13 protein-coding genes and 1 pseudogene are annotated in these 21739 nt (G+C 64.8%); 6 read left to right on the plus strand and 8 right to left on the minus strand.

The genetic code is table 11. The annotated features are described in order from the left end of the window. The 4 genes and pseudogenes from HCC78_RS27340 to HCC78_RS27355 form a co-directional block, all read right to left on the minus strand. Positions 1–93 (minus strand): annotated as a pseudogene (locus HCC78_RS27340) (electron transfer flavoprotein subunit beta/FixA family protein); the annotation flags it as partial. A 120-nt stretch (positions 94–213) separates the two neighbouring features. Further along, positions 214–1548 (minus strand): aspartate aminotransferase family protein, encoded by a 1335-nt coding sequence (locus tag HCC78_RS27345; protein ID WP_172331946.1) that lies wholly within the window; start codon positions 1546–1548, stop codon positions 214–216. Beyond that, positions 1545–2303, minus strand: a complete 759-nt coding sequence (locus tag HCC78_RS27350) for a 3-keto-5-aminohexanoate cleavage protein (protein WP_172331947.1) — start codon at positions 2301–2303, stop codon at positions 1545–1547. The genes HCC78_RS27345 and HCC78_RS27350 overlap by 4 nt, the downstream gene beginning before the upstream one ends. Positions 2304–2306: 3 nt before the next feature. After that, the gene (locus HCC78_RS27355; RefSeq protein ID WP_172331948.1) at positions 2307–4715 is read right to left on the minus strand and encodes an FAD-dependent oxidoreductase; all 2409 of its coding nucleotides are present in this window, start codon (positions 4713–4715) and stop codon (positions 2307–2309) included. 169 nt (positions 4716–4884) lie between these two features. Between HCC78_RS27355 and HCC78_RS27360 the strand changes: the two genes are divergently transcribed. The 5 genes from HCC78_RS27360 to HCC78_RS27380 all read left to right on the plus strand — a co-directional run bounded on the left by HCC78_RS27360 (position 4885) and on the right by HCC78_RS27380 (position 13771). After that, on the plus strand, positions 4885–5748 hold the full coding sequence (locus HCC78_RS27360; protein WP_371743945.1) for a MurR/RpiR family transcriptional regulator: 864 nt from the start codon (positions 4885–4887) through the stop codon (positions 5746–5748). A 281-nt stretch (positions 5749–6029) separates the two neighbouring features. Beyond that, positions 6030–7001, plus strand: coding sequence for a TAXI family TRAP transporter solute-binding subunit (locus HCC78_RS27365; protein WP_172331950.1), 972 nt, complete (start codon positions 6030–6032; stop codon positions 6999–7001). Between the two features lie 120 nt (positions 7002–7121). Then, the gene (locus tag HCC78_RS27370) at positions 7122–9644 is read left to right on the plus strand and encodes a TRAP transporter permease (protein WP_172331951.1); all 2523 of its coding nucleotides are present in this window, start codon (positions 7122–7124) and stop codon (positions 9642–9644) included. A gap of 685 nt (positions 9645–10329) precedes the next feature. Beyond that, positions 10330–12600, plus strand: a complete 2271-nt coding sequence (locus tag HCC78_RS27375; protein WP_172331952.1) for a hypothetical protein — start codon at positions 10330–10332, stop codon at positions 12598–12600. A gap of 598 nt (positions 12601–13198) precedes the next feature. Further along, positions 13199–13771, plus strand: coding sequence for an exopolysaccharide biosynthesis protein (locus tag HCC78_RS27380; protein WP_172331953.1), 573 nt, complete (start codon positions 13199–13201; stop codon positions 13769–13771). 11 nt (positions 13772–13782) lie between these two features. Here the strand turns inward: HCC78_RS27380 and HCC78_RS27385 are convergent, their stop codons facing one another. The 4 genes from HCC78_RS27385 to HCC78_RS27400 form a co-directional block, all read right to left on the minus strand. After that, a complete protein-coding gene (locus HCC78_RS27385) occupies positions 13783–14529 on the minus strand; it encodes a YbaY family lipoprotein (RefSeq protein ID WP_172331954.1) in 747 nt (248 codons plus the stop codon). Positions 14530–14633: 104 nt separating this feature from the next. After that, complete coding sequence (locus tag HCC78_RS27390) at positions 14634–15479, minus strand: CPBP family intramembrane glutamic endopeptidase (RefSeq protein ID WP_172331955.1); 846 nt, start codon at positions 15477–15479, stop codon at positions 14634–14636. A 357-nt stretch (positions 15480–15836) separates the two neighbouring features. Beyond that, positions 15837–17009: an NADH:flavin oxidoreductase/NADH oxidase gene (locus HCC78_RS27395; RefSeq protein WP_172331956.1), complete on the minus strand. Its 1173-nt coding sequence runs from the start codon at positions 17007–17009 to the stop codon at positions 15837–15839. 1112 nt (positions 17010–18121) lie between these two features. Beyond that, positions 18122–18607, minus strand: coding sequence for a hypothetical protein (locus HCC78_RS27400; RefSeq protein ID WP_172331957.1), 486 nt, complete (start codon positions 18605–18607; stop codon positions 18122–18124). A gap of 630 nt (positions 18608–19237) precedes the next feature. Between HCC78_RS27400 and HCC78_RS27405 the strand changes: the two genes are divergently transcribed. Beyond that, the gene (locus tag HCC78_RS27405) at positions 19238–21064 is read left to right on the plus strand and encodes a DUF262 domain-containing protein (RefSeq protein ID WP_172331958.1); all 1827 of its coding nucleotides are present in this window, start codon (positions 19238–19240) and stop codon (positions 21062–21064) included. Positions 21065–21739: the final 675 nt, after the last annotated feature.

Below are 21739 nucleotides of genomic sequence, written 5' to 3' on the forward strand. Positions count from 1 at the left end.
GACATTGGCAAGATCGACGCCGCTGCCATCCGCCTTCACGCGGACCTTCACGTTGTAGTCGATCACCCGCTTGACGGGCACGAGGATCTTCATGGGGGTCTCTCTTCTGTCTCTGGTGCCGGACGCGGCGCCGGCGGTTTCCAGGGCAGGCCGCGGCAGGCCTCCGCCCGCAAGGGACGGAGGGGCCATGGGCCTGCGCGATGGCCGCAGGGGTCAGGCGGCGATAGCGGCCATGACCTGGTCGACCGCCAGCGAAAGCCGCTCGACCAGCTCGTCGAGCTGAGCCTCGCCTGCGATGAATGGCGGGGCCAGCAGGACGTGATCGCCGTTGCGGCCGTCGCGGGTGCCGGGCATCGGATAGCAGATCAGCCCCTGGGCCAGCGCGGCTGTCTTCAGCTTGCCAGCGATCCCGAGCGCCGGGTCGAAGGGGGCCTTGGTCCCGCGGTCGGCGACGAATTCCACGCCGCGGAACAGCCCGCGCCCGCGCAGGTCGCCGACATGCGGATGCTGGCCGAAGCGGGCTGCAAGCTTCGCTTCGAGGCTGGCGCCGAGGCTGCGGACTCGGGCGGGAAGGTCATGCTCAAGGAGCTCCTGCAGCACGGCCAGGCCTGCGGCCGCCGCGACCGGATGGCCCAGATAGGTATGGCCGTGCTGGAAAAAGCCGGTGCCCGCCGCAATCGTGCCGTAGATGTCCTTCGAGCAGAGCATCGCCCCGATCGGCTGGTAGCCCGCGCCCAGGCCCTTGGCGATTGTCAGGATATCGGGGGCGATGCCTTCGGCGTCGCAGGCCAACAGGTGCCCGGTCCGGCCCATGCCGCACATGACTTCGTCAAGGATCAGCAGCACGCCGTAGCGGTCGCAGATTTCGCGGATGCGCCGGAAATAGCCCGGCACCGCCGGGACCGCGCCCAGCGTCGCGCCGACCACCGGCTCGGCGATGAAGGCCATCACCGTATCCGGTCCGAGCCGCAGGATCTCGGCCTCGAGCTCGTCCGCAACCCGTTGCCCGTAGGCCTCCGGGGTTTCGTCCGGAGTGCGCTCCGCATAGTCGTAGCAAGGCGCGATATGGCTCATTTCGATGAGAAGCGGCGCGAATTGCGCGCGCCGCCAGGCGTTGCCGCCCGCCGAGAGCGCGCCGATCGTGTTGCCGTGATAGCTCTGGCGGCGGGCGATCAGGTGCCGCCGCTGCGGTTCGCCGCGCTCGACATGATACTGGCGGGCGAGCTTGATCGCCGCCTCCACGGCTTCGGAGCCGCCCGAGACGAAATAGACCCGGTCGAGATCGCCCGGGGCATTCGCGATCAGCAGCTCCGCGAGCTCTGCGGCCGGATCGGAGGTGAAGAAGGCGGTATGGGCATAGGCCAGCCGGTCGACCTGGGCCTTGATGGCCTCGCGGACACGGGTGTTCGAATGGCCGAGGCAGGAGACGGCCGCGCCGCCGGACCCGTCGAGATAGCGCGTACCGGCGGCGTCGATCAGGTAGCAGCCGTCGCCGCCGACGGCGGTGGGCAGGTCCGAATTGCACTTGCGGGGAAAGACGTTGCTCATGGGTCCTGACTTTCGAGAAGGCTGCGGAGGGAGGCGACCGAGGCCGCGTTGTCGGGATGGACCGTGCCGTCGGGGGCGGCGAGGCTGTTCTCGAACCCGACCCGCAGCTTGCCGCCAAGGCGGGCGGCGGCCGCGAGGCAGGCGTGCTCCCCGGGCCCGAAGGCGCAGACGGTCCAGTCGGCGGCATCCGGCATGGCAGCGAGGAACGGGGCGAGATCGGCGGGGGAGGAGACCTGCCCCGGTGCGTAGCGGCCGAGCACGAAGATCACCGCCTGCTGGCCGGGACGGACGATACCGCGGGCCTGCCAGTCGCGCAGCCGGGCAATATCGGCGGTGTCATAGAGGATGTGCTGGACCTCGGTTCCCGCCCCGGCGCAGGCCGCGTAGACCCGCGGCGCCAGGCCTGGATCGCGGGCGATCTCGCGCACCGAGACCGAAGCGCGGGCGGGCCGGACAGCCTCGAGGCAGGCAAGCTGTGTGGCGACATCGAAGACGCCCGCGGCTTCCGTGGTGATCTGGACCGGCATCGCGGGGACCTGCGCGCCGAGTTCGGCAAGCGCCTCGCGGTAGCGCCCGGCATCGAGCGAATGGCCGCCGGCGCTGTCGCGGACATGGAGGTGGAGCGCATCGGCCCCGGCGGCATGGCAGTCCCGCGCCGCCGCGACGATCTCGGGCAGGGTGACGGGCAGGGCGGGGTGATCCGCCTTGCCGCGGCGCGCCCCGTTGGGCGCGACCATGACATGGGGCCGGCGCATGGCTCAGGCCTCCGCGGGCACGGGCTTCATCCGCGCGCCGTCGGGATCGAAGAGCGGCCCGCAGGTGACGGTCGCATCGAAGAGCGTCCGCGCGATGTCGACCTGCACGCGGGTGCCGTCGGCCAGCGGGTGATGCAGATGGGCCAGCGCGACCGGCTTGCCGATGCGGTAGCCGAAGGCGCAGGAGGAGGTCTGGCCGACGATCTTGCCGTCGAGATAGACCGGCTCGTGGCCTAGCGGCACTGCCGTCCCGTCATCGAGGGTCAGCGAGACGATGCGCGCGGTCTCGCCCGAGGCGCGGGCGGTCTCCACCGCGTCGGCGCCAATATAGCCGCCCGCCTTGCGCAGCGCGAAGCCGAGCCCGGCCGCGATCGGGGTCACGTCGCTGTCGAGCTCGTGGCCCATGGCGCAGAAGCCCTTCTCGATCCGCATCGAGCTCTGGGCGAAGAGGCCGGCGGGAACCGCGCCCCCGGCGGTCAGCGCGGCATAGAGCCGGGAGGCCTCGGCGGCGGCGCAGGTGATCTCCCAGCCGGCCTCGCCGACATAGGAGAGCCGCGCCGCGGTGACCTCGATCCCGGCGATGCGGGCCGGGGCGACCCTGAAATAGCCGATCCCGTCCAACCCTTCGGCCCCGCAGGCGGCGGCGATCCGGGCGGCGTCGGGGCCCATCAGTCCGAGCGTCGCGTAGTCCTCGGTGACATCGGCCAGGGCGACGTCGAAGCCCTCGGAATGGCGGCGGAACCAGGCCAGGTCGCGCTTGATCGCGTTGGTGCCGACGAAGAGCCGGTAGCGCTCGGCGCCGAGACGCTGCACGGTGATGTCCGACTCGAAGGTGCCGCGGTCGTTGAGCACGGCGGTGTAGATGACCGAGCCCGGCTTGCGGCCGACATGGCCCGCGCAGACCCGCGCCAGGAAGGCCTCGGCATCGGGGCCGGTCACGTCGATCTTGCCGAAGGGCGAGGCGTCGAAGATCGCCGCCTTCTCATGCGCGGCGGTCACCTCGGCCTCGACATTGCCGAACCAGTCGGGGCGGCCGAAGGTCATCTGCGGCTCTGCGGTCTTGCCGAAATAGAGCGGCCGCTCCCAGCCGTAGACCTGGCCCATATGCGCGCCCGCCTTGCGGTACTCGGCATCGAGCGGCAGGCGGCGCAGGTCGCGCGCGGTCTTCAGCTGCTTGCCCGGATAGGCGATGTCGTAATGCGTGCCGAGGATCTCCGGCGCGCGGGCCATCAGGTGCTCGACCGAGTTGAAGACCGGGGCGAAGCGCTTGGCGTCGGCCTCGCTGAGGTCATAGGCGGTGCGGCCATGGACGATCGCATGGGCCAGGTTCATCCCCGCGCCGCCGCCCGAGGCGATGCCGACCGAGTTCAGGCCGCAGCCCAGGAAGAGGCCGTGCGTCTCGGCGGTCTCGCCCAGCATGAAGGTGCCGTCGGGGGTGAAGCTCTCGGGCCCGTTCAGCAGCATCTTGACCTCGGCCGTTTCCAGCGCGGGCAGCCGGTGCAGCGCGTTCATCATCATCGGCTCGAAATGGTCCCAGTCCTCTGGCAGGAGGCCGAATTCGAAGCTCTCGTTCAGCACGCCCGGGGCGATCGGCTTGCCCATCGGCTCGAAGCAGCCGACCAGCAGCCCGCCGCTGTCGTCGCGGATATAGAGGTGGCTGTCGTGGTCCGAGAGCGTCGGCGTATTGCCGGTGATCCCGTCGATCGGCTTTGTGAGCAGGTAGAAATGCTCGCAGGCCAGCGCCGGGACCTCGGCCCCCGCCATCGCGCCGACCTCGCGCGACCAGAGGCCGGTGCAGAGCGCGATCGCGTCGCACATCACCGTGCCCTTGTCGGTCTCGACGCCGGTGATGCGGCCGTTCTCGGTCAGGATGCCGGTCACGCCGGTGCGTTCGAAGATCTTCGCGCCGAGCGATTTCGCGCCCTTCACCAACGCCGCGCAGACATCCGAGGGCGAGACCCTGCCGTCATCGGGCGACCAGACCGCGCCGAGCACGTCCTCGGCATTCATCAGCGGCCAGCGTTCCTTGGCCTCCCCGGCCGAGACCGACCAGGCGTCGATCCCGTAGGCATGCGCCAGCGCCTCCTGGCGCTTCACATGGGTCAGCCGGTCCGGGGTCGTCGCGATCGATAGCGAGCCCTTCTGGATCCACCCGACGGACTGGCCGGTCTCCTTCTCCAGCTGGGAATAGAGGTCGACCGAATACTGGATCATCCGGGTCAGGTTGCGCGAATGGCGCAGCGCGCGGACCTGTGCCGCGGAGTGCCAAGTGGTTCCCGAGGTCAGCGCGTTGCGCTCCAGCAGGATCGCGTCGGTCACGCCCATCTTGGCGAGGTGGTAGAGCGTGGAGCAGCCCATGATTCCGCCGCCGATGACGACGACCGAGGCATGGGAGGGAAGGGTGTCGGCCATGTGAAATCCCTGAGGTCTGGTGCACCGGTCGATCCGCGGCCGGCTGTTCTGCGGCCAAATCTTGCGTCCGGAACGAAAACAGTCAATGTTGACCAAAAATAACGTTTGTGCTGTTTTTCAGCCGCGCAGGAAACCGGGGGCTGCCATGGATCCGACACTGAAGAATCGCGTGATATCAGAGCTCAAGGCGGTGATCCCCGAGCTGCCGCGGGGGCTGAGGACGGTCGCGAAGTATGTCGTGGACCATCCGTCGGATTTCGGGCTCGACTCGATCCGCGAGACTGCGCGCAAGGCCGGGGTCAGCACCTACACCCTCGTGCGGCTCGCCGAACGCATGGGTTTCTCGGGCTATGACGAGATGCGCGACCCGTTCCGGCATGCCCTAGTCTCCACCGCCGCCGGGCTGGAACAGCCGCAATGGGTGGAGCGGCTGGAGGAGGCCGGCGCGCTCGGACGGGTCCAGGCGGAGGCCTCGGTGAATGCCATGGCGATCGTCCAGCGCTCGCTGGAACGGCAGAAAGCGGCGCAGATGCAGCGCGTGGCCGACCTGCTGATCGGCGCGCGATCGGTCTATCTGACGGCCGTCCGGGCAAGCTACGGCATGGCCTACTACCTGCACTATGTCGGTGAGATGGCGCTGCCCTCGCTGCAGCTGGTGCCGCGCCACATGAACAGCGCGATCGACGAGCTGCACCAGGCGGGCGAGGGCGACGTGCTGATCGCCATCATGGTAACGCCCTATTCCCGCGAAACAATCGAAGCCTGCCGCTTTGCCCGCCGCAAGGGGATGAAGCTGGTGCTAATCGCAGATAGCGAGATCGTCTCGCCGGATCTGCAGGCCGATGAGACACTCGTCGCCGCGGTGATCAGCACCTACCATTTCGGCTGCTACGCCGGGCTGGTCGCCGTCATCGAGATGCTGCTGGCGTTGCTGGTGGAACGTGGCGGTGACGCCGCGCGGGCGCGCATCCGGTCCTATGAGGAGCTGCGCCGGGATACCCAGGCCTACTGGAGCGCCGGCAAGGCCAGGTGAAGCTTTCCCGGGCAGCTGCCGTCCCGGCAATGCTGGCCGCCGCGGCGCCCGGCGGGACTGGCGGGTTCGGCCCGGATGCGATCCCGGGAGGTGCCAGCAGCCCGGTCCCGGGATGGCCGACTCGTAACCATCGCTCACAGTGAAGGCAGGTGCCAAAAAAAACATCAGTTTTGTCGTGACATCTCCGGCATGATCGACAAATCGTCGGCGCCAGACGGCAGGACGCGGCGGATCGCGCCGCCTGCCGCAGCAGAACACGCGATCCCGACACGGAGACCACCATGACCTTTCCGAAGGCCCTGACCGGGCTGACCCTGGCTGCCGCGCTGTTCGGCGCCCCCGCCGCAATGGCGCAGGACCAACAATTCGTCACCATCGGCACCGGCGGCGTGACCGGCGTCTACTACCCGACCGGCGGCGCCATCTGCCGACTGGTGAACGCGAACCGCGCCGAGAACGGCCTGCGCTGCACTGTCGAGTCGACCGGCGGCTCGGTCTACAATGTCCGCACCATCCGCCAGCAAGAGCTCGATTTCGGCGTCGTGCAATCCGACGTCCAGGCCGCTGCGATTGGCGGCACCGGCGCCTTCGAAAGTGACGGCGCCTACGAGGGGCTGCGCGCGATGTTCTCGATCCATCCCGAGCCGCTGCATGTCATGGCGCGCAAGGATGCCGGGATCGCGGCCGTCGCCGATCTGGCCGGGCACAAGGTGAATATCGCCAATCCCGGCTCGGGCACCCGCGTGCTGGCCGAAACGCTGATGGCCTATTCCGACCTGACCGCGGACGATTTCTCGCTGGCGGCAGAGCTGGGCTCAGCCGAGCAGGCCTCGGCGCTCTGCGACGGCAATATCGATGCGACGATCTGGGCGGCGGGCCTGCCGAACGGGTCGAGCCAGGAGGCGACCTCTACTTGCGACGTGGCGATCCTGCCGCTCGAGGGCGAGAACATCGACCGCCTGCTGGCCGAGAACCCCGCCTATGCCGCCGCGACGATCCCCGGCGGCATGTATTCCGGCAACCCCGACGACATCCCCTCCTGGGGCCCGCGCGCGACCTTCGTGACCTCGGCCGACACGCCCGATGACGTGGTCTATGCCGTGGTCAAGGCGGTCTTCGACAACTTCGGCGACTTCAAGCGCCTGCACCCGGCCTTCGAGCGGCTCGACGAGGCCGAGATGATCTCCTCTGGCCTGACCGCGCCGCTGCATCCCGGCGCGCTGCGCTACTACCAGGAGCGCGGCTGGAAGTAATCCGCCGCTCGTCCCGAAGGCCCGTCCGGCGTCCTCCGGACGGGCCTTTCCCGTTGCCTGTCGCGAGGACCTGCCTTGACCCCGAAGACCGAGACTTCAGCCGCCGCGGCCGGAGACCTAATGGCCGAAGCCGATACCGGCGCCCGCGCCCCCACCCGCGCCCTCGACCGGCGCGTCCTGTGGTTCGTGCCGCTCTGCTGGTCGCTGTTCCAGCTCTGGATTGCCTCGCCCTTGCCCTACGAACTGGGCGTCCTGGTGGTCAACAACGCGCAGGCGCGCTCGATCCACCTGGCCTTCGCGGTCTTCCTGGCCTTCTCCGCCTTCCCCACCACCACGCGCGGCCCGCGCCATGCGATCCCGGTCCGGGACTGGGCGATGGCGCTCCTCGGCGCCTTCTGCGCGGGATACCTGTTCCTGTTCTGGGATGGGCTTGCCGCGCGGTCTGGCGCGCCGACCTCCGCCGATATTGGATTCGCCTGCCTCGGGGTTGTCCTGCTTCTGGAAGCCGCGCGCCGCTCGCTCGGCTTTCCGCTGATGGCGGTGGCCGCAGTTTTCCTCTCCTATGTCTTCTTCGGCTCCTGGGAGGGTCTGCCCGACATGATCCGCTGGCGCGGCGCCTCGGTCGAACGGGCGATGAGCCATTTTTGGCTGACCTCCGAGGGCGTGTTCGGCGTCGCGCTCGGCGTCTCCTCGGGCTTCGTCTTCCTCTTCGTGCTGTTCGGTGCGCTGCTGAACCAGGCGGGTGCGGGGAACTACTTCCTGTCGCTGGCCTTTGCCGCACTCGGTCATCTCAGCGGCGGCCCGGCCAAGGCGGCGGTGATCGCTTCGGCGGCCACGGGCCTTATCTCGGGCTCGTCCATCGCCAACGTCGTCACCACCGGCACCTTCACCATTCCGCTGATGAAGAAGGTCGGCTTCTCCGCCGCCAAGGCCGGGGCGATCGAGGTTTCCTCCTCGATCAACGGCGTGTTGACGCCGCCGGTGATGGGGGCGGTGGCCTTCCTGATGACCGAATATGTCGGCATCCCCTATATCGAGGTCGTGCGCGCCGCCATCGTTCCGGCCGCGATCTCCTATGTCGCGCTTCTCTACATTGTGCATCTCGAAGCGCGGAAGATGGGCATGACCGGCACGCTGCGGACTGGCGCGCTGCGCTTCATCCTGGCCGCCGTGCTGTCGGTCTGCGGCGGCATCGTCGCAGGTGGCGGCATTCTCTGGGCGACAGGGATGATCGTCGACCTGCTCCGGGCGTCACTCGGCGAGATGGCCCTTCCGGTTCTGGTGGCGCTGTTTCTCGCCGCCTACGTCGCCGCCCTCCGCCACGCGGCGCAGCGCCCGGATCTGGAGATGTCGGTCTCGGGCATGGAGCACCTGCCGCCCGCCCGCGAGATCCTGCAGACCGGACTCCACTTCCTGCTGCCGATTCTCCTCCTGATGTACCTCCTGATGATCGAGCGGAAATCGCCGGGCTTCTCCGCCTTCTGGTCGGCGGCCTTCATGCTGCTGGTCCTCTTCACGCAGCGGCCGCTGAAGCTGTGGTTCCGCAACCAAGGCGGCATTGCCGAGGCGGCCTGCGCGGGCTGGACAGAGATGCTCGAAGGACTGATCGCGGGCGCACGTAACATGATCGGCCTGGCCTGCGCCATGGCGGTCGCCGGGATCATCGTCGGCTCGGTGACGCTCACGGGGATCGGCCAGGTGATGGCGGAATTCGTCGAGTATCTCTCCGGCGGCAACCTGATGCTGATGCTGGTCTTCGTCGCGCTGATCTCGATCGTGCTCGGCATGGGCCTGCCGACCACGGCCAACTACATCGTCGTCTCGTCGCTGATGGCGGGGGTGGTGGTCGAGCTCGGTGCGCAGAACGGGCTGATCGTGCCGCTGGTCGCGGTGCACATGTTCGTCTTCTATTTCGGGATCATGGCGGACGTGACGCCGCCCGTGGGCCTCGCCAGCTTCGCGGCGGCGGCGATTTCCCGTGGCGACCCGCTGAAAACCGGCTTCCAGGCGTTCTTCTACTCGATCCGCACGGCGCTGCTTCCGTTCCTCTTCATCTTCAACACCGACCTGCTGCTGATCGACGTCAGCTGGGCACATGCCCTTGCGATCTTCATCGTCGCGATGATCGCCATGCTGGTCTTTGCCGCCGGGACAATGGGCTGGTTCGTGACGCGCTCGCGGCTCTGGGAGTCTGCGGCGCTCGTGCTTGTCGCGCTGACGCTGTTCCGGCCCGGCTTCTGGCTCGACCGCTTCGCGCCGGAATGGACGGCAGAGCCGCCTGTCGCGATCTTCGGGCTTGCGTCGAACGCCCCGGCTGATGCCTCGCTCCGGGTTGGCCTGGAAGGCGACACGATCGGCGGCCGCCACGTGTCCTCGATCTTCCTGCTCCCGCTCGGCCCCGCGGGAGATGACGGAGCAGCGCGGCTGTCCCAGGCAGCCGGGCTGGACCTGATGGCACGGGATGGCCAGGTTGTTGTCGACATGATCGCCTTCGGCGGTCCGGCAGAGAAGCTCGGGATCGACTTCGACTGGCGCGTGACCCATGTCGATATGGAGAACGAGCGTCTGCCCAAGGAGCTGTTCTATCTGCCGGCGTTCCTGCTGCTCGGCTTGGTGGCTGCCATCCAGCGGCGGCGGCTGTAGGTAAGATGGTTCCGGCGATTTCGGTTGCCGGAACGCCTTGGTCGAAGCAGACGAGCCTTGTCGCATTTTCATAAAACAGATTACCGCACTACAGGTGGTGGTTAGGTGCGTTCTATCCCGCCTTGCGACACCGTCGGCATCGATACCGCAAGGTGGCAAGCTTTGTCACCGCCAAGGGCAGATCCCGCTTTGCTGCCGTTCGCCGGGGCAGCCCTGTCCGACAGAAGTGCGCAGAAAGCAGCCAGTGGCAATCAGGCTATGTCGGATCGACGATTTTGCCGCCGTTCCCTAGTCCGGTCATTCAAAGTTCGGCGCCGCTGCGCTGCCGCCTTCCCCGAAGCGGCCGCTTGACTGCGTCCCGCAGCATTCCGCGAGCCTTGGGCGGCAGAGGAAGCGCAACTTTCTGCCGGTCACAACCCATCCGGGCCAACCGCGGACTTATGCGCACGTATTTCTTTGGTCTTCGCGAGTTCGAGGACGACTCGTTTCATCTGGAGTTTTCAGCATCGCCGGTCAATTCGCTCGATTCGGAAGACAACCGACTGATTTCACCTGTCTTGGCAACGATAGTTCCAAACGACGGCTGCGCACGCATAGCCGACAGGGCAGCTTGCAGAAGCACTTTGTGAACTTCAGCTGACCGGGTTAGGGTTGACTTGGAAGCCAACTTTTTTCGCGAGCCCGCTTGTCAAACATAGACCTCAAATCTTTTGCTCCGGCGGAAGCCGACCGTGAGGCGTTCCGGCAGAGCTTCTTCGGATCCCTCATCGGGCAGGCAGCAGTACTTGTGGGCTCCCTGGTCTTCTATTTCGGCGGACTTGCGATGCTGGTCGCGCTTGCAGGCGAACCACTCCGGCAACTCAGGGGCTGGCTCGAGACCGATTTCGGCCCCGCAATCGGGGTTGCACTATTCTACTTGCTCCTGGCGGCGCCGCTGGTCGCTGTACTGCTGTTCAGCGCTCTGCCGTTCACGCTGAGAAGCCGTGCCGAAGCCCGGGCGAGAAGGCAAAGCTTCGAGGACGTGCCGCAGCCACGGGACTCTTCCTTTCGCCTGTTCCCCTACGGCCCGGCAGATGCCAGTACCTACAGCCGACTCGACGGTCTCCATGAAGCTTGCCTGCTTTGGCTGGAAGCGGCCTCAGGCACGGTGCTGCACCTCTCGGGCGAAAGCGGGGTCGGAAAGTCCTCGCTGGTCAGCGCCTTTCTTTTGCCGAAACTCGTGGCGCGTGGTTGGGCAGTCCTGGAAATGCGCCCTTGGGGCGATGCCGCTTCGCGGCTGTCAGACAAGTTGCAAACCGACAAGGCCCTCTTCCCGCGCAAGTCGAAGGGGAACGCGACGACGCGTGAACTTCTGGCGCAGGCAGCAGACCGCCGGGTGAGGGAGCATGACAGGCCGTTGCTGGTGGTGATCGACCAGTTCGAGGAACTGCTGATCCTGAACGAGGAGGATCAGGGCAGTGCCTTCCGCCACCTGATTGAGGATCTTGCCGCCCACGCCGTCGATGGTCTCAAGGTGCTGCTGGTCTATCGGTCTGATTACGAAACCGAACTGTTCAAGCTCGATTTGCCGGCGCCTGTCCAAGGCACCAACGCCTTCCGGCTAGGTCGCTACAACCGGGGCGAGGCCGCTGCCTTCCTGAAGGCCGGCGGACGCCTTCCCGCGCCCGACGGCCGCGAGAGCCTTTTCCATGGGCTAGACAGGATCGAGGGCACGCCGGGGCTCTACCGGCAGATCACGCTCAATATGGTCGGGCTGTTCCTTGAACGGATGGGTGACAAGCTCAACGGCGATCCCGGCCTGCTTATCCAGGACTACCTGGAAAGTAGCCTGACAGAGGGAGCGGAGCACGCCGTTGCTGCGAGGATCGCGGTTCTGGATTGCCTCATCACCGATGCAGGCACAAAGAGGCCGCGACTGGAGCCGGACATGGTCGAGGCCACGGGCCTGCCGCCTCACATGGTGCGCGCCACCCTGCACGGGCTGGCCGGAAAGGGACTGGTACGAACCCTTGAGGCGGAAGAACGGATCTGGGAAATCTCGCATGATTTTCTAGCCGCGCTGCTCGGCCGCGCCATTGGCCGGAAGACGCCATCCGTTTGGACGCGCCTGCGCCCCGTCCTCGGACCTGCTGCAGTGGTGGGCTGGGCGGCTCTCTTCGCCCTCGGGCTGCCATTCTGGCAAAACTGGCGTGAGGACCGCGCCATCGAGACGATCCGGGCGGCCGAAGGAGCGATCGGAAAACACCGTGACGGCGGCGGCATCGAGGTAGTCTTCAATATAGGGCGCCTGTCGGAAAATTGCTCCAAACCGTCCCCGGACTGGGCGGCGGTCTTTGCGGCCCTTTCCACGCTAAATGACCTTCAAGGACTTCGGATTCGAGGCAGCGGAGGACCGCAGGCTCCCGGCTGCAGCACGCCAGATGCGAGCAGATACTGGGCAAATTTGGACTTTCAAAGGCTCATTGAAATTGACCTCTCCGGCACGCAGATCGCCTCCCTCGAGCACATGCCGGACCTCCCGGCCCTGGAGACGCTCTACCTTTCCTCCACGCAGATCGCCTCCCTCGAGCACATGCCGGACCTCCCGGCCCTGGAGGCGCTCGACCTCGCCTCCACGCAGATCGCCTCCCTCGAGCACATGCCGGACCTCCCGGCCCTGGAGGCGCTCTACCTTTCCTCCACGCAGATCGCCTCCCTCGAGCACATGCCGGACCTCCCGGCCCTGGAGGAGCTCGACCTCTCCTCCACGCAGATCGCCTCCCTCCAGCACATGCCGGACCTCCCGGCCCTGGAGTGGCTCAACCTCTCCTCCACGCAGATCGCTTCCCTCGAGCACATGCCGGACCTCCCGGCCCTGGAGACGCTCTACCTCTACGGTACGCAGCTCGATCGCGATGACGTGAGGTTCGTCGCAAAGCGCAACCCCATGGCCGAAATCGTTGTCGGTGATCCCTAGATCCTCATTGGGCTGCATCTCAAGCACGCAGCCCCTGACCAAACTAGCCCGCTGACAAGGCGCTGCCATGAATGCCTTGTTCTGGCACCAATTAGCGAGCGCAGCCTTGGTGCGCCAGAACGCTGCCGTGCGGCAGAATTTCGTCCATCCGGCAATCTTGTCAGTCCTATTTCGCGGGAGAAGGTCTCTGCAGCTTTTAGGGTGAGTCAAGCTAAGTGAAGTCTGGCGGCGCGCTACCGTGCCCCAGACCTTCCGGGATGAATGAGGGCGGATAGCGAAAGTGTCGGAACCGCGAGCGCGGTCGCCGCCCCGAATACGAACTTCTGCTATTCCTATGATGCCGCAGCTACACCTTCGCGGCGGAGAAAGTCCGCTTTTCTTCGCCCGCCGATCCGGAGACCCCAAGCAAGGCGCCGCCACGACCGGCCGGAAAGGGCTGAGAAGTGCCGGACGCCGCCTCTGCGGGAACGGCAGGGTGTCGCGCAAATGCCCGACTGCCCGGAACGGGTGCCGGAGATGAACTTTCCATGACGATCCAAGAAACGGCGGAACAGCGGCCGAGTTCTGCACGCTGATCCCCCGCAACAGGAGGGCGCGCATGTCCAGGCATCCGATCGAAAGTATCATGAAGGACCTGTCCGGGCTCGCGGAGGACCGCGAGACGGTGCAACTTGGCGATCTCGTCGGCACGCTCGAGGCCCGCGGCTTCGGCCCGCTGCTGATGGTGCTGGCGGCGCTGATGATGCTTCCCGTGGGCATGCTGCCGGGCTTTCCGGCCCTGATCGGCCTGCTCTTCGTGCTCTGCGGCGCGCAGATGGTCCGCGGGGCGAAGGGGCTCTGGCTGCCCTCCCGGCTGAAGCGGATCGAGGCGCCCGCGGACAAGCTGCGCAAGAGCCTCGTCAAGGCCTGGCCCGCGGTGCGGCGGCTGCGCAGGCTGATCGGCGGGCGGCTGCACTGGGCGGTCTCGGGATCGGCCGCGTGGGCCATCGCGGTGCTGTTGATCCTGATCGGCGCGGCGATGGCGGGTCTTGGCTTCCTGCCCGGGCTGCCATTCCTGCTGGCGCTGCCGGTGCTGCTCTTCGGCCTCGGCCTGACCGCGGGGGACGGGCTTGTCGCCATCCTCGGGATGCTGCTGATCCCGGCAATCTGGACCGGAACGGCGGCGCTCTGAGCCTCGCCGGGTCAGTCCCGGGCGAATGCAGCGACAGTCCGGCCTGTTGCGTCGAGCAGGATGAGCTTGCGCCGGTCCGGGTCGATCTTCCAGGAGCGGGTCCCGCCGAGGGCGGCGAGAAACTTGGCCTCCTGATCCATGACCGCGGGCGGGCAGAGCTTCCGCGTCGTGGCGAGCGGCCCGAAGCTCAGCGCCGCTCCCGACAGCTCCGCTTGGCCGGAGATGGCATTGCAGCCACCCGAACCCGAAACCCTGCCGTCCGGCCCGAGTTCCAGGACCGTCCGCACCCGGTCGACCACCCCGCCGCCGCCAATATCCTCCGCCAGCCAGCGCCCGACCGGGGTCTCCGCCGGGACCGCGGCGCGCTCCAGCACAAGCTCGGTGCTGGCCTGGCCGCGGGTGAGGACCCCGAAATGCTGCACCGTCCGGAACAGCACCTCGTCGCCCTGCAGGATGCGCGCGCGCAGCGCATAGCTGTGGCGCGCGTCGATCACGCTGCCGTCATAGTCCAGCGCAAAGGCGAGCGGCACCTGTGTCTCCGGCACGAAGGCGGTCTCGGCAATGGTCACCGAGGGAGCATCGGCGCGCGAGACATCGAGCAGCTCGACCTCCACCCGCGCCTCCGGCGGCAGCGCGATGCGCTCGCGATAGGTGACCGTGCCGGTCAGGGTCCTCTCCTCTGCAATTGCCGGCCCCGTTGCCAGGACGAGCGCGACCGCCGCACAGAGAAGGCGCAAGGGAGAACGAAGGTCGCTCATGGAATGCTCCGCGGGTGGGGCCGTGCCGTCGCGGACAGGGTGCAGCCTCCGGCGCGCGGAGGCAAAAGCCGATTTCCATGACGCCGGGACAAGTCCGCGGGCTGTCAGGGAGCCGCCGCCGGATAGGTGAAAAGCAGCAGATGCGCGAGGTTGAAGCCGAAATGGAAGAGGACCGCGCAGCCAAGCCCGCCGCCGAACTGGAAGGCCGCCCCGTAGGCAAGGCCCGCGAGCCCGGCGAAGAGTGCCAGCAAGGGACCGCCGCCGATATGCGCGAGGCCGAAGAGCGCGGCAGAGACGGCGAGCGCAGGCCAGATGCCGAGCCTGTGCGACAGGCCGCGCTGGACGTAGCCGCGGAAGAACGCTTCCTCGGGCAGACAGGTCAGAAGCAGGTTGCCAAGACAGAAAAACGGCAGCCAGTCCGGCACCGAGAGTTCCCAGCGGATCATCCCGGCGGCGAGGGCGGTGGCGAACAGGCCGGCGAGCAGAATTGCGGCCGCTCCGGTCCGTTTCGCATCGGGGTCCTGCGGGCGGTCCAGCAGGCCGGGCAGCGCGAAGAGCAGCAGGAAGAAGGCGAGCGGCTTGCCCGTCCCGAGGCTGTAGCGGAAGGGAACGCTCTGCGGGCCGGTCAGGACGTCCGCCGCAACAGTCAGCCTCCCGAGTCCGGGAACAAGCCCGAGGCTGAAGGCGAGACAGGCAAGGATCAGGACAGCATGCCCCGCCGGACGGAACCTTGCCGGAATGGCCGGAAGACGGGACGCTGCAGCCAGGCAGGCCGGGAAGATCAGGAGGGCCGGAACGCCGAGGCTCCCAAGCCACCATCCGGAAACCATCGCCGCGGCCAGGAACGGCATCGCCGTTGCGCGCCACCCTGCCCAGCCAGCGGCCAGGGCGGCCGCGAGGAGCATCCAGACCGCTATCTCGGGCCAGAGTCCGGTCAGGGTGCTCGACATCTGTCTCCTCCGGAACGTCCCGCGCCGAAGCCGCAGTGCGGGACGGGGCATCCGGACGATTGCCGGATGAGGAACTTCAAGCCGGAGGACGTGGTCAGCGCAAGCAGAACGTCGTCCCCCGACCGGCCCTGAAGCTCCGCCTGACCGGGCCTGCTGCCCATGTGCTGCGTTCCCATCCGGAATGGCGCCGCCCGCAGAGGCGGCTTCCCGGATACCGGTGACCAGCCGGGAACAGCAGGAAGTTCTGCGGGAGCATGGACGGGCACTGGTGCCCTGTCCGGCCGACCGGCGCGGGCGGCCCGTGCTCGCTGCGCCTGCTCGACAGCCAGGTGCCGGACCGCTGGTCCTGCCTCGGTCCTACTCTGCCGCGATCTGCTGGCTCCGAGGCTCGGGCAGGCCGATGCTCTGGGCGTGGCCGCGGAAATTCCGCAGCCACCAGGCCCAGTCCTGCGGCACGAGGCTGAACGGGTCCTCGTGGCCCAGTTCGCGCGCGGCCCAGACCGGCCAGTGCGGGTTGGCGAGCGCCGGGCGCCCGAGGAAAACCAGGTCGATCAGCTCGTCCCGGATCGCCCTGTCCGCGTTCGACGGCACGCCCAGGTTCCAGCTCGTGGCCACGGGAAGGCCGACCTCGCGGCGCACCCGTGACGCCCGCTCCAGCATGAAGCCGACATCGTTGAAGGGCGGATCGACCATCTCGTCGGTGTTGAAGCCCAGCGAGACATCCGCCAGGTCGAGGCCGTGCTCCTTCATCATGGCGATTGCCTGGACCGCGTCCTCGAACTGCACGCCTGCGGGGTTGTGGTCATCGACCCCGAGACGCATCGTGAGCGGGTACCGCTCGGGCCAGACCTCGCGGACGGCATCAAGCGCCTCGAGATGGAAGCGGGCCCGGTTCTCGACGCTTCCGCCATACTGGTCCGTTCTCTGGTTGGCCAGCGGCGAGAAGAAGCTCGCCCCGAGATAGCCGTGGGCATAGTGCATCTCGAGCCACTGGTAGCCCGCCTCCAGCGCCCTGCGCGCGGCTTCGGCATAGGAGCGGTGCAGCCCCCGGATCTCCTCGACGGTCAGTTCGTGGACCGGGTAGACATGCCCGCCGCCGCCATAGGGGATCGCCGACGGCGCCACGCAGGTCCAGCCATCGGGGTGGTCGGGCGGCAGCTGCTTCCACGTCCCTTCGCTGTTCGTGCCCTTGTGGGGCGGCAGTTCCGAGCCCTTGCGGCCCGTATGGCCCAGCTGGATCGCCGGAACGCCGCCCATCCGCTTGATCATGGCGCAGGTGCGCGCATGCCCCTCGATCTGGTCGTCGCTCCAGATGCCGGCGCAAGACGTCGTGGTCCGGCCGTCGGGCGTGATGGCCATCTGCTCGCCGAAGACCAGAGCAAAGCCGCCGGCAGCCCGCGCGCTGAGATAGCTGACGTGGTAGTCGTCGAGCTTGCCATCGACGGAACTGTACATCGTCATCGGGGACATCACGATCCGGTTGCGCAGCGTGACGTCCTTCAGCGTGAAGGGGGAGAAGAGGTGTGGCATCTGGTGAACTCGCTATGGACTGTACGGAAGCCTGAGCCCCGAGATTGCGGCCCCCGGATGCTGCCGCAAGGATTGCGGGCTCTCGCACCGGTCACGTATCCCGGCGCGCACAGAAAACGGCAGCATGGCAGGGATCTGCCGCGATATTCCGCATCCCTTGCACTGGCCCCGCCGGAGATGCCTATGCCCGGACCGCAGCCGTCGCCTGCGGCCGCCGCCCAGGCGCGCTGCAGCGTCTGCGCCGGCAGGCGGGATGCAAGCTGTTCCAGTCCGATCCCTGCCGTCTCGTCCGGTCAGCGAGCACCAGTTGCCGATCGCTCTGAACCGGGACCCGCTCTTCATGTCTCAGCCTGGCCCGATGTCGCGCAGCTTTCACGTGGCGCAGCGATGCCGGGCCAGATAGCGTCCGTCCTGTGTGGATGCACATGAACCCAGCCTTGTGGCCACGCCTTGTCCGGCCCTGGCTCGAGGTTCGCAATTGCGGACGCATTTCCGGCTGCTCCGAGCAGCCCTCTCGATCCTTCGTCGCCGCGGGAGCATGGCGGATGAAGATGAGCGGCCGGACTTGGAGGGGCCTGGCCGCGGCGGCGCCAGTCGTCTCATCATCGTCGGGACCGGCCGCTTCTACGGGTTTGCCGCCTGAGCCCCGCCGCGCCGCCGCACGTCCGCTTCGCCTGGCAGGCCGCAGCGGACCTCTCGAGCCCGGCGCCGTCGCGAACGGCAGTAAAGGGCTGAGCGCGGGCGCTCAGGGAGTCAGGCGCGATCGGCTGGTTCCGCCCTTCGGCCGGGCATGGTGACAACCGATGAACCATCGGCGCCAGCGCCAGGCTTCCGCGCCGCCGCAAGGCCGTAGAGAGCCCCAAAGCCGCCGATCATATTATTTTTTGAAGCTAGTAATTTTGACCTTCGAATGAAATTGCCGACCTCAGTTGAGAGAGCGCATATTATTCTCTCTGAAAACTTCGCCTCCCTTTAGCAAGTCTGCCGTCGGGAGGCGTTGTCCGATCCATCATGAATGCCCTTGTGACCATTTCTTCGATTTCTTGGGCAAGATTAAGGGACGAGTTGGCAAAATATGCCGCCTAAGTCCCGTAATGCGTTGCAACCGAAACCTAAAGGTATATGTCTCCCAGATCGGCAATCTGGCCATTGCCGTTCAGGTCAATAATCGCATCATTATTCTCATCACCGACATAGTTGTAGTTGCCTATCGCGTATTTTACAAAAGCAATATCAGGTGTCCCTGAGTCGACCGGATCGAAGATGATCTGATGACCGCGGGCGTCTTGAGACGCGCCACCGTTTTCAAGAAATTCGATCATGATCGGCCCCGTAACGTTGAGACTTTCCACATACGTGAATTCTCCGTCGCCGTCTTCGTCAACATAGACTTTGACATGCCACCCGGGAGAGATGCTAATTAGGTCGTATTTTCCGTTGCCATTGCTTTGCATCCCGACGACAGTCCCACCACCTGCAGGAGTCGGCGCGTAGGCTTCAAGTAGGATATCGCCGTCATAAATGTCGGCTCCTACAACTGCCTCTGGATCGAAGCTGAACAGAAACTCAAAATTATCAGTCTGTTGTCCTTGGGACATGGTTTTTCTCCTCCTGACATGTCTTGAATACCCATTTAATTCAGCGCGCTCCTTTTCTGACGGAAATTGAACATCGCGCTGCTTGGCCCGAACTTGTCACTCAGAGAGCAGTCTTCACCCTCTAGGAAGAATTTCATTGATGTGGATCAACCTAAGATTGTTCTCATCCACGCGAAACTACCCTGTGATTAGGAAGACGGCTCGCAACGATCGTCTGCTTAGTGCGCATAGGGTGAGCTCGGCTGCTTGAGGATGCTGCGCAGGCGTTCGAACGGCAGCTTTAGCCTGGAATCACTCGTAGTCGTGTCGTGTGAACTATCGGAACCAAGGCCGGGCCTCCGCGCCACCGCAAGGCCGGTCCGAGCCCCAATTCGGGCGTTCGTGCACCTTGCGGCATTGGGAAAGACGGCCAGAGAGCCGACCTTCGCTGCTGCTGAGGTCAAGGTCCATTAACTTGACGAAAGCTCGCAAGGATACGCTCACACTGAAACTCTTTCGTGGTTGAAGCTGCCGCTTGCGCCGCTGACACGATTAACACCTTTCCCGTCGACCCCTCGTTGATTACAAGGTGTTGTCGGACAAGAGCCGATGGACCAATAAGATAGTTGATCAATTAAAGAAAAAGGTGGTGTGTTGCAGGACATCCAAGGTGACGACAAAACACTTGAAATGCTGCTTTCTGGATCGGCATTTGGCATCGATTACTACCAGCGTGAATACCGCTGGAAGCGAAAGCAACTCCAGGAACTTGTTGATGACCTCTACGGCCAGTTTTCGCAGACTTGGAGCCCTGGCACAGCATTGGAAAAGCAGTCGAAGTACTTCCTCGGCTCCATTGTAATCAGCAAGTCAGGCGATGTGCGTAACATCGTTGATGGGCAACAGCGCATAACGACGTTGACGCTTCTCCTGATCTATCTGAATCATCTGCAGCAGGACCATACGAAGAAGGTTAATAAGATCGAACAGTTGGTCTTTGATGAGGATCCAGGCGGCCCTAAATTCAAGCTCGACATCCCTGAACGCAACGACTGCATGTCAGCCTTACTTAGTGGCGAAATCTATAATCCAGAGGGAAAATCCGACTCTGTTCGCAATCTGGTGGATCGTTATGACGATCTCGGAGAGATTTTCCCGAAGTCCATGTCTCCCGACGAACTCAACATGTTTATCTGGTGGATTATTCGGAACGTTAAGCTGATAGAGATCACTGCGAACGACGACGGTGACGCCTACACGATCTTCGAGACGATGAATGACAGGGGCCTCTCCCTGACCCCTACAGACATGCTTAAGGGCTATTTGCTGGCCAATATCGAAGACCCTGATAAACGGCTTGAAGCGGATAAGCTGATCAAATCTTACCTAACCAAATTCGCAGAGTTCGGCGACAACACAGAGGCAGATTTCTTCAAAGCATGGCTACGATCGCAATATGCCAAGCGGATCAGAGAGCGCAAAAAAGAAGCCAAGAACGAAGACTTCGAGTTGATCGGAACAGAGTATCATCGCTGGATAAGAAACAACGCTAAGGAGGTGGGACTGAACACAAGCGATGATTTCTTCCAATTCGTCATGAAGAACATGCGCATCTTCGCGGACCTATACTTGCGGCTCCTCAAGGCGTCGGCTAGCCGTAAGAATGAGCTGGAGAGTGTCAAATATAACGCCGATGCGGGCTTCACGCTCCAACACCATATCATTCTCTCGGCTGTGGATGCGGATGACGACAAAGACACCGCCAAGGTCAAAATGAGCGTCGTTGCCGACTTCATAGATTGTTGGCTGAACGTTCGTTTCTGGAACTACAAATCCAATAGCTATTCTCAGATGCAGTATGCTGCTTTCACCGTTATCCGCAGCATTCGAGGGAAAACATTAGCCGAGGTGCGGCAGGTGCTACACAAACGGTTGAAGGGAGAATTTGAAGAGATTGACTTCGAAAACTGGGTGCGGCTCAATCAGTTCACCTCGAAGGCAATCCATCGACAATTGGCACGTTTTACCGACTGGCTGGAACGACAAGCAGGGGAACCAGGACGGTACGAGGATTATATCGTCCGCTCTGGAAAGAACGCTTATGAGGTTGAACACATCCTCGCCGACAAGTTTGAGATGTTCACCGAAGAGTTCGAGGACACCTCCGCATTTGAGGAATGGCGCAACTATATTGGCGGACTTCTACTTCTACCCAAGAAGGTGAACGCTAGTCTGGGGGATGATCCGTATGAGACGAAACTGCCGCATTACCTGAAAGCCAATGCGCTCTCCCAATCGTTGCATCCAGATTTCTACAAGAAAAATCCCGGTGTGCTGAAGGCGATTAGGACGCACGGGTTAGAGTTTGAGCCCCATGATAAGTTTGGCTGGGAGGACATCGAACAACGATCTAAACTCTACAGTGCCCTCGCGAACCTGATCTGGTCGCCGGACCGGCTGATTGAGAAAACCATATAGAGCAGCCATCCGTTGCAGTTCGCATCAAAGTCGGCTTTGCCCGATCCTACCAGTCGGCTGCCGCTCGGCGAGGGGCCGTTTTGTGCGCTTCTCCGTCAGCCAGCTGGTGGAGAATGCTGCGGCACGGATCGAGCGGCGGCTTCAGGGAAAGCCGCAGCGCAGCGGCGCCGGACTTCGAACGACCGACCTGTGACGCGACGATCAGATTGCCACGGATAAATGGCCTGCCCCCCGGAAATTCCGGTGCTGCCCGACTGAGTGCCCGCGCTCAATGCGACAGGAACCTTGTGTCCCCGTCCGCCACCGGGGTCTCGGTGAAATCCTCCTCCTCCGGGATCCGCCCGAAGGCGATCTTGGCGCCGACATAGCCGCCCGGGATCTCCTCCTGCAGCCCGAAGGACAGCGCCTTCGCGCCATGCGTCCGGCGCAGGCCGTCGAGAAGCTCGCTGACCTTCTCCCATTTCGCCGTATGCGATGTCCCGGCCCCACCTGTTTGTGAGGCGGCGGTTCTGAGATCTCATTTCCAGCGATAGGCAGGGAGTGACTTTCTCAATGAGCGCATATTTTGAGGTTCTCACGAACCGGTGGTTTTCAAGGTTGTTGTCACCGGTGTCTATTTTCAGGCTGCGCACTCTCCTGACGCGGCCATGGGACCGCCGCCGACTGCTTCCCTGG

It is taken from the genome of Mangrovicoccus sp. HB161399 (assembly GCF_013184745.1).
Taxonomy (GTDB): Bacteria; Pseudomonadota; Alphaproteobacteria; order Rhodobacterales; family Rhodobacteraceae; genus Mangrovicoccus.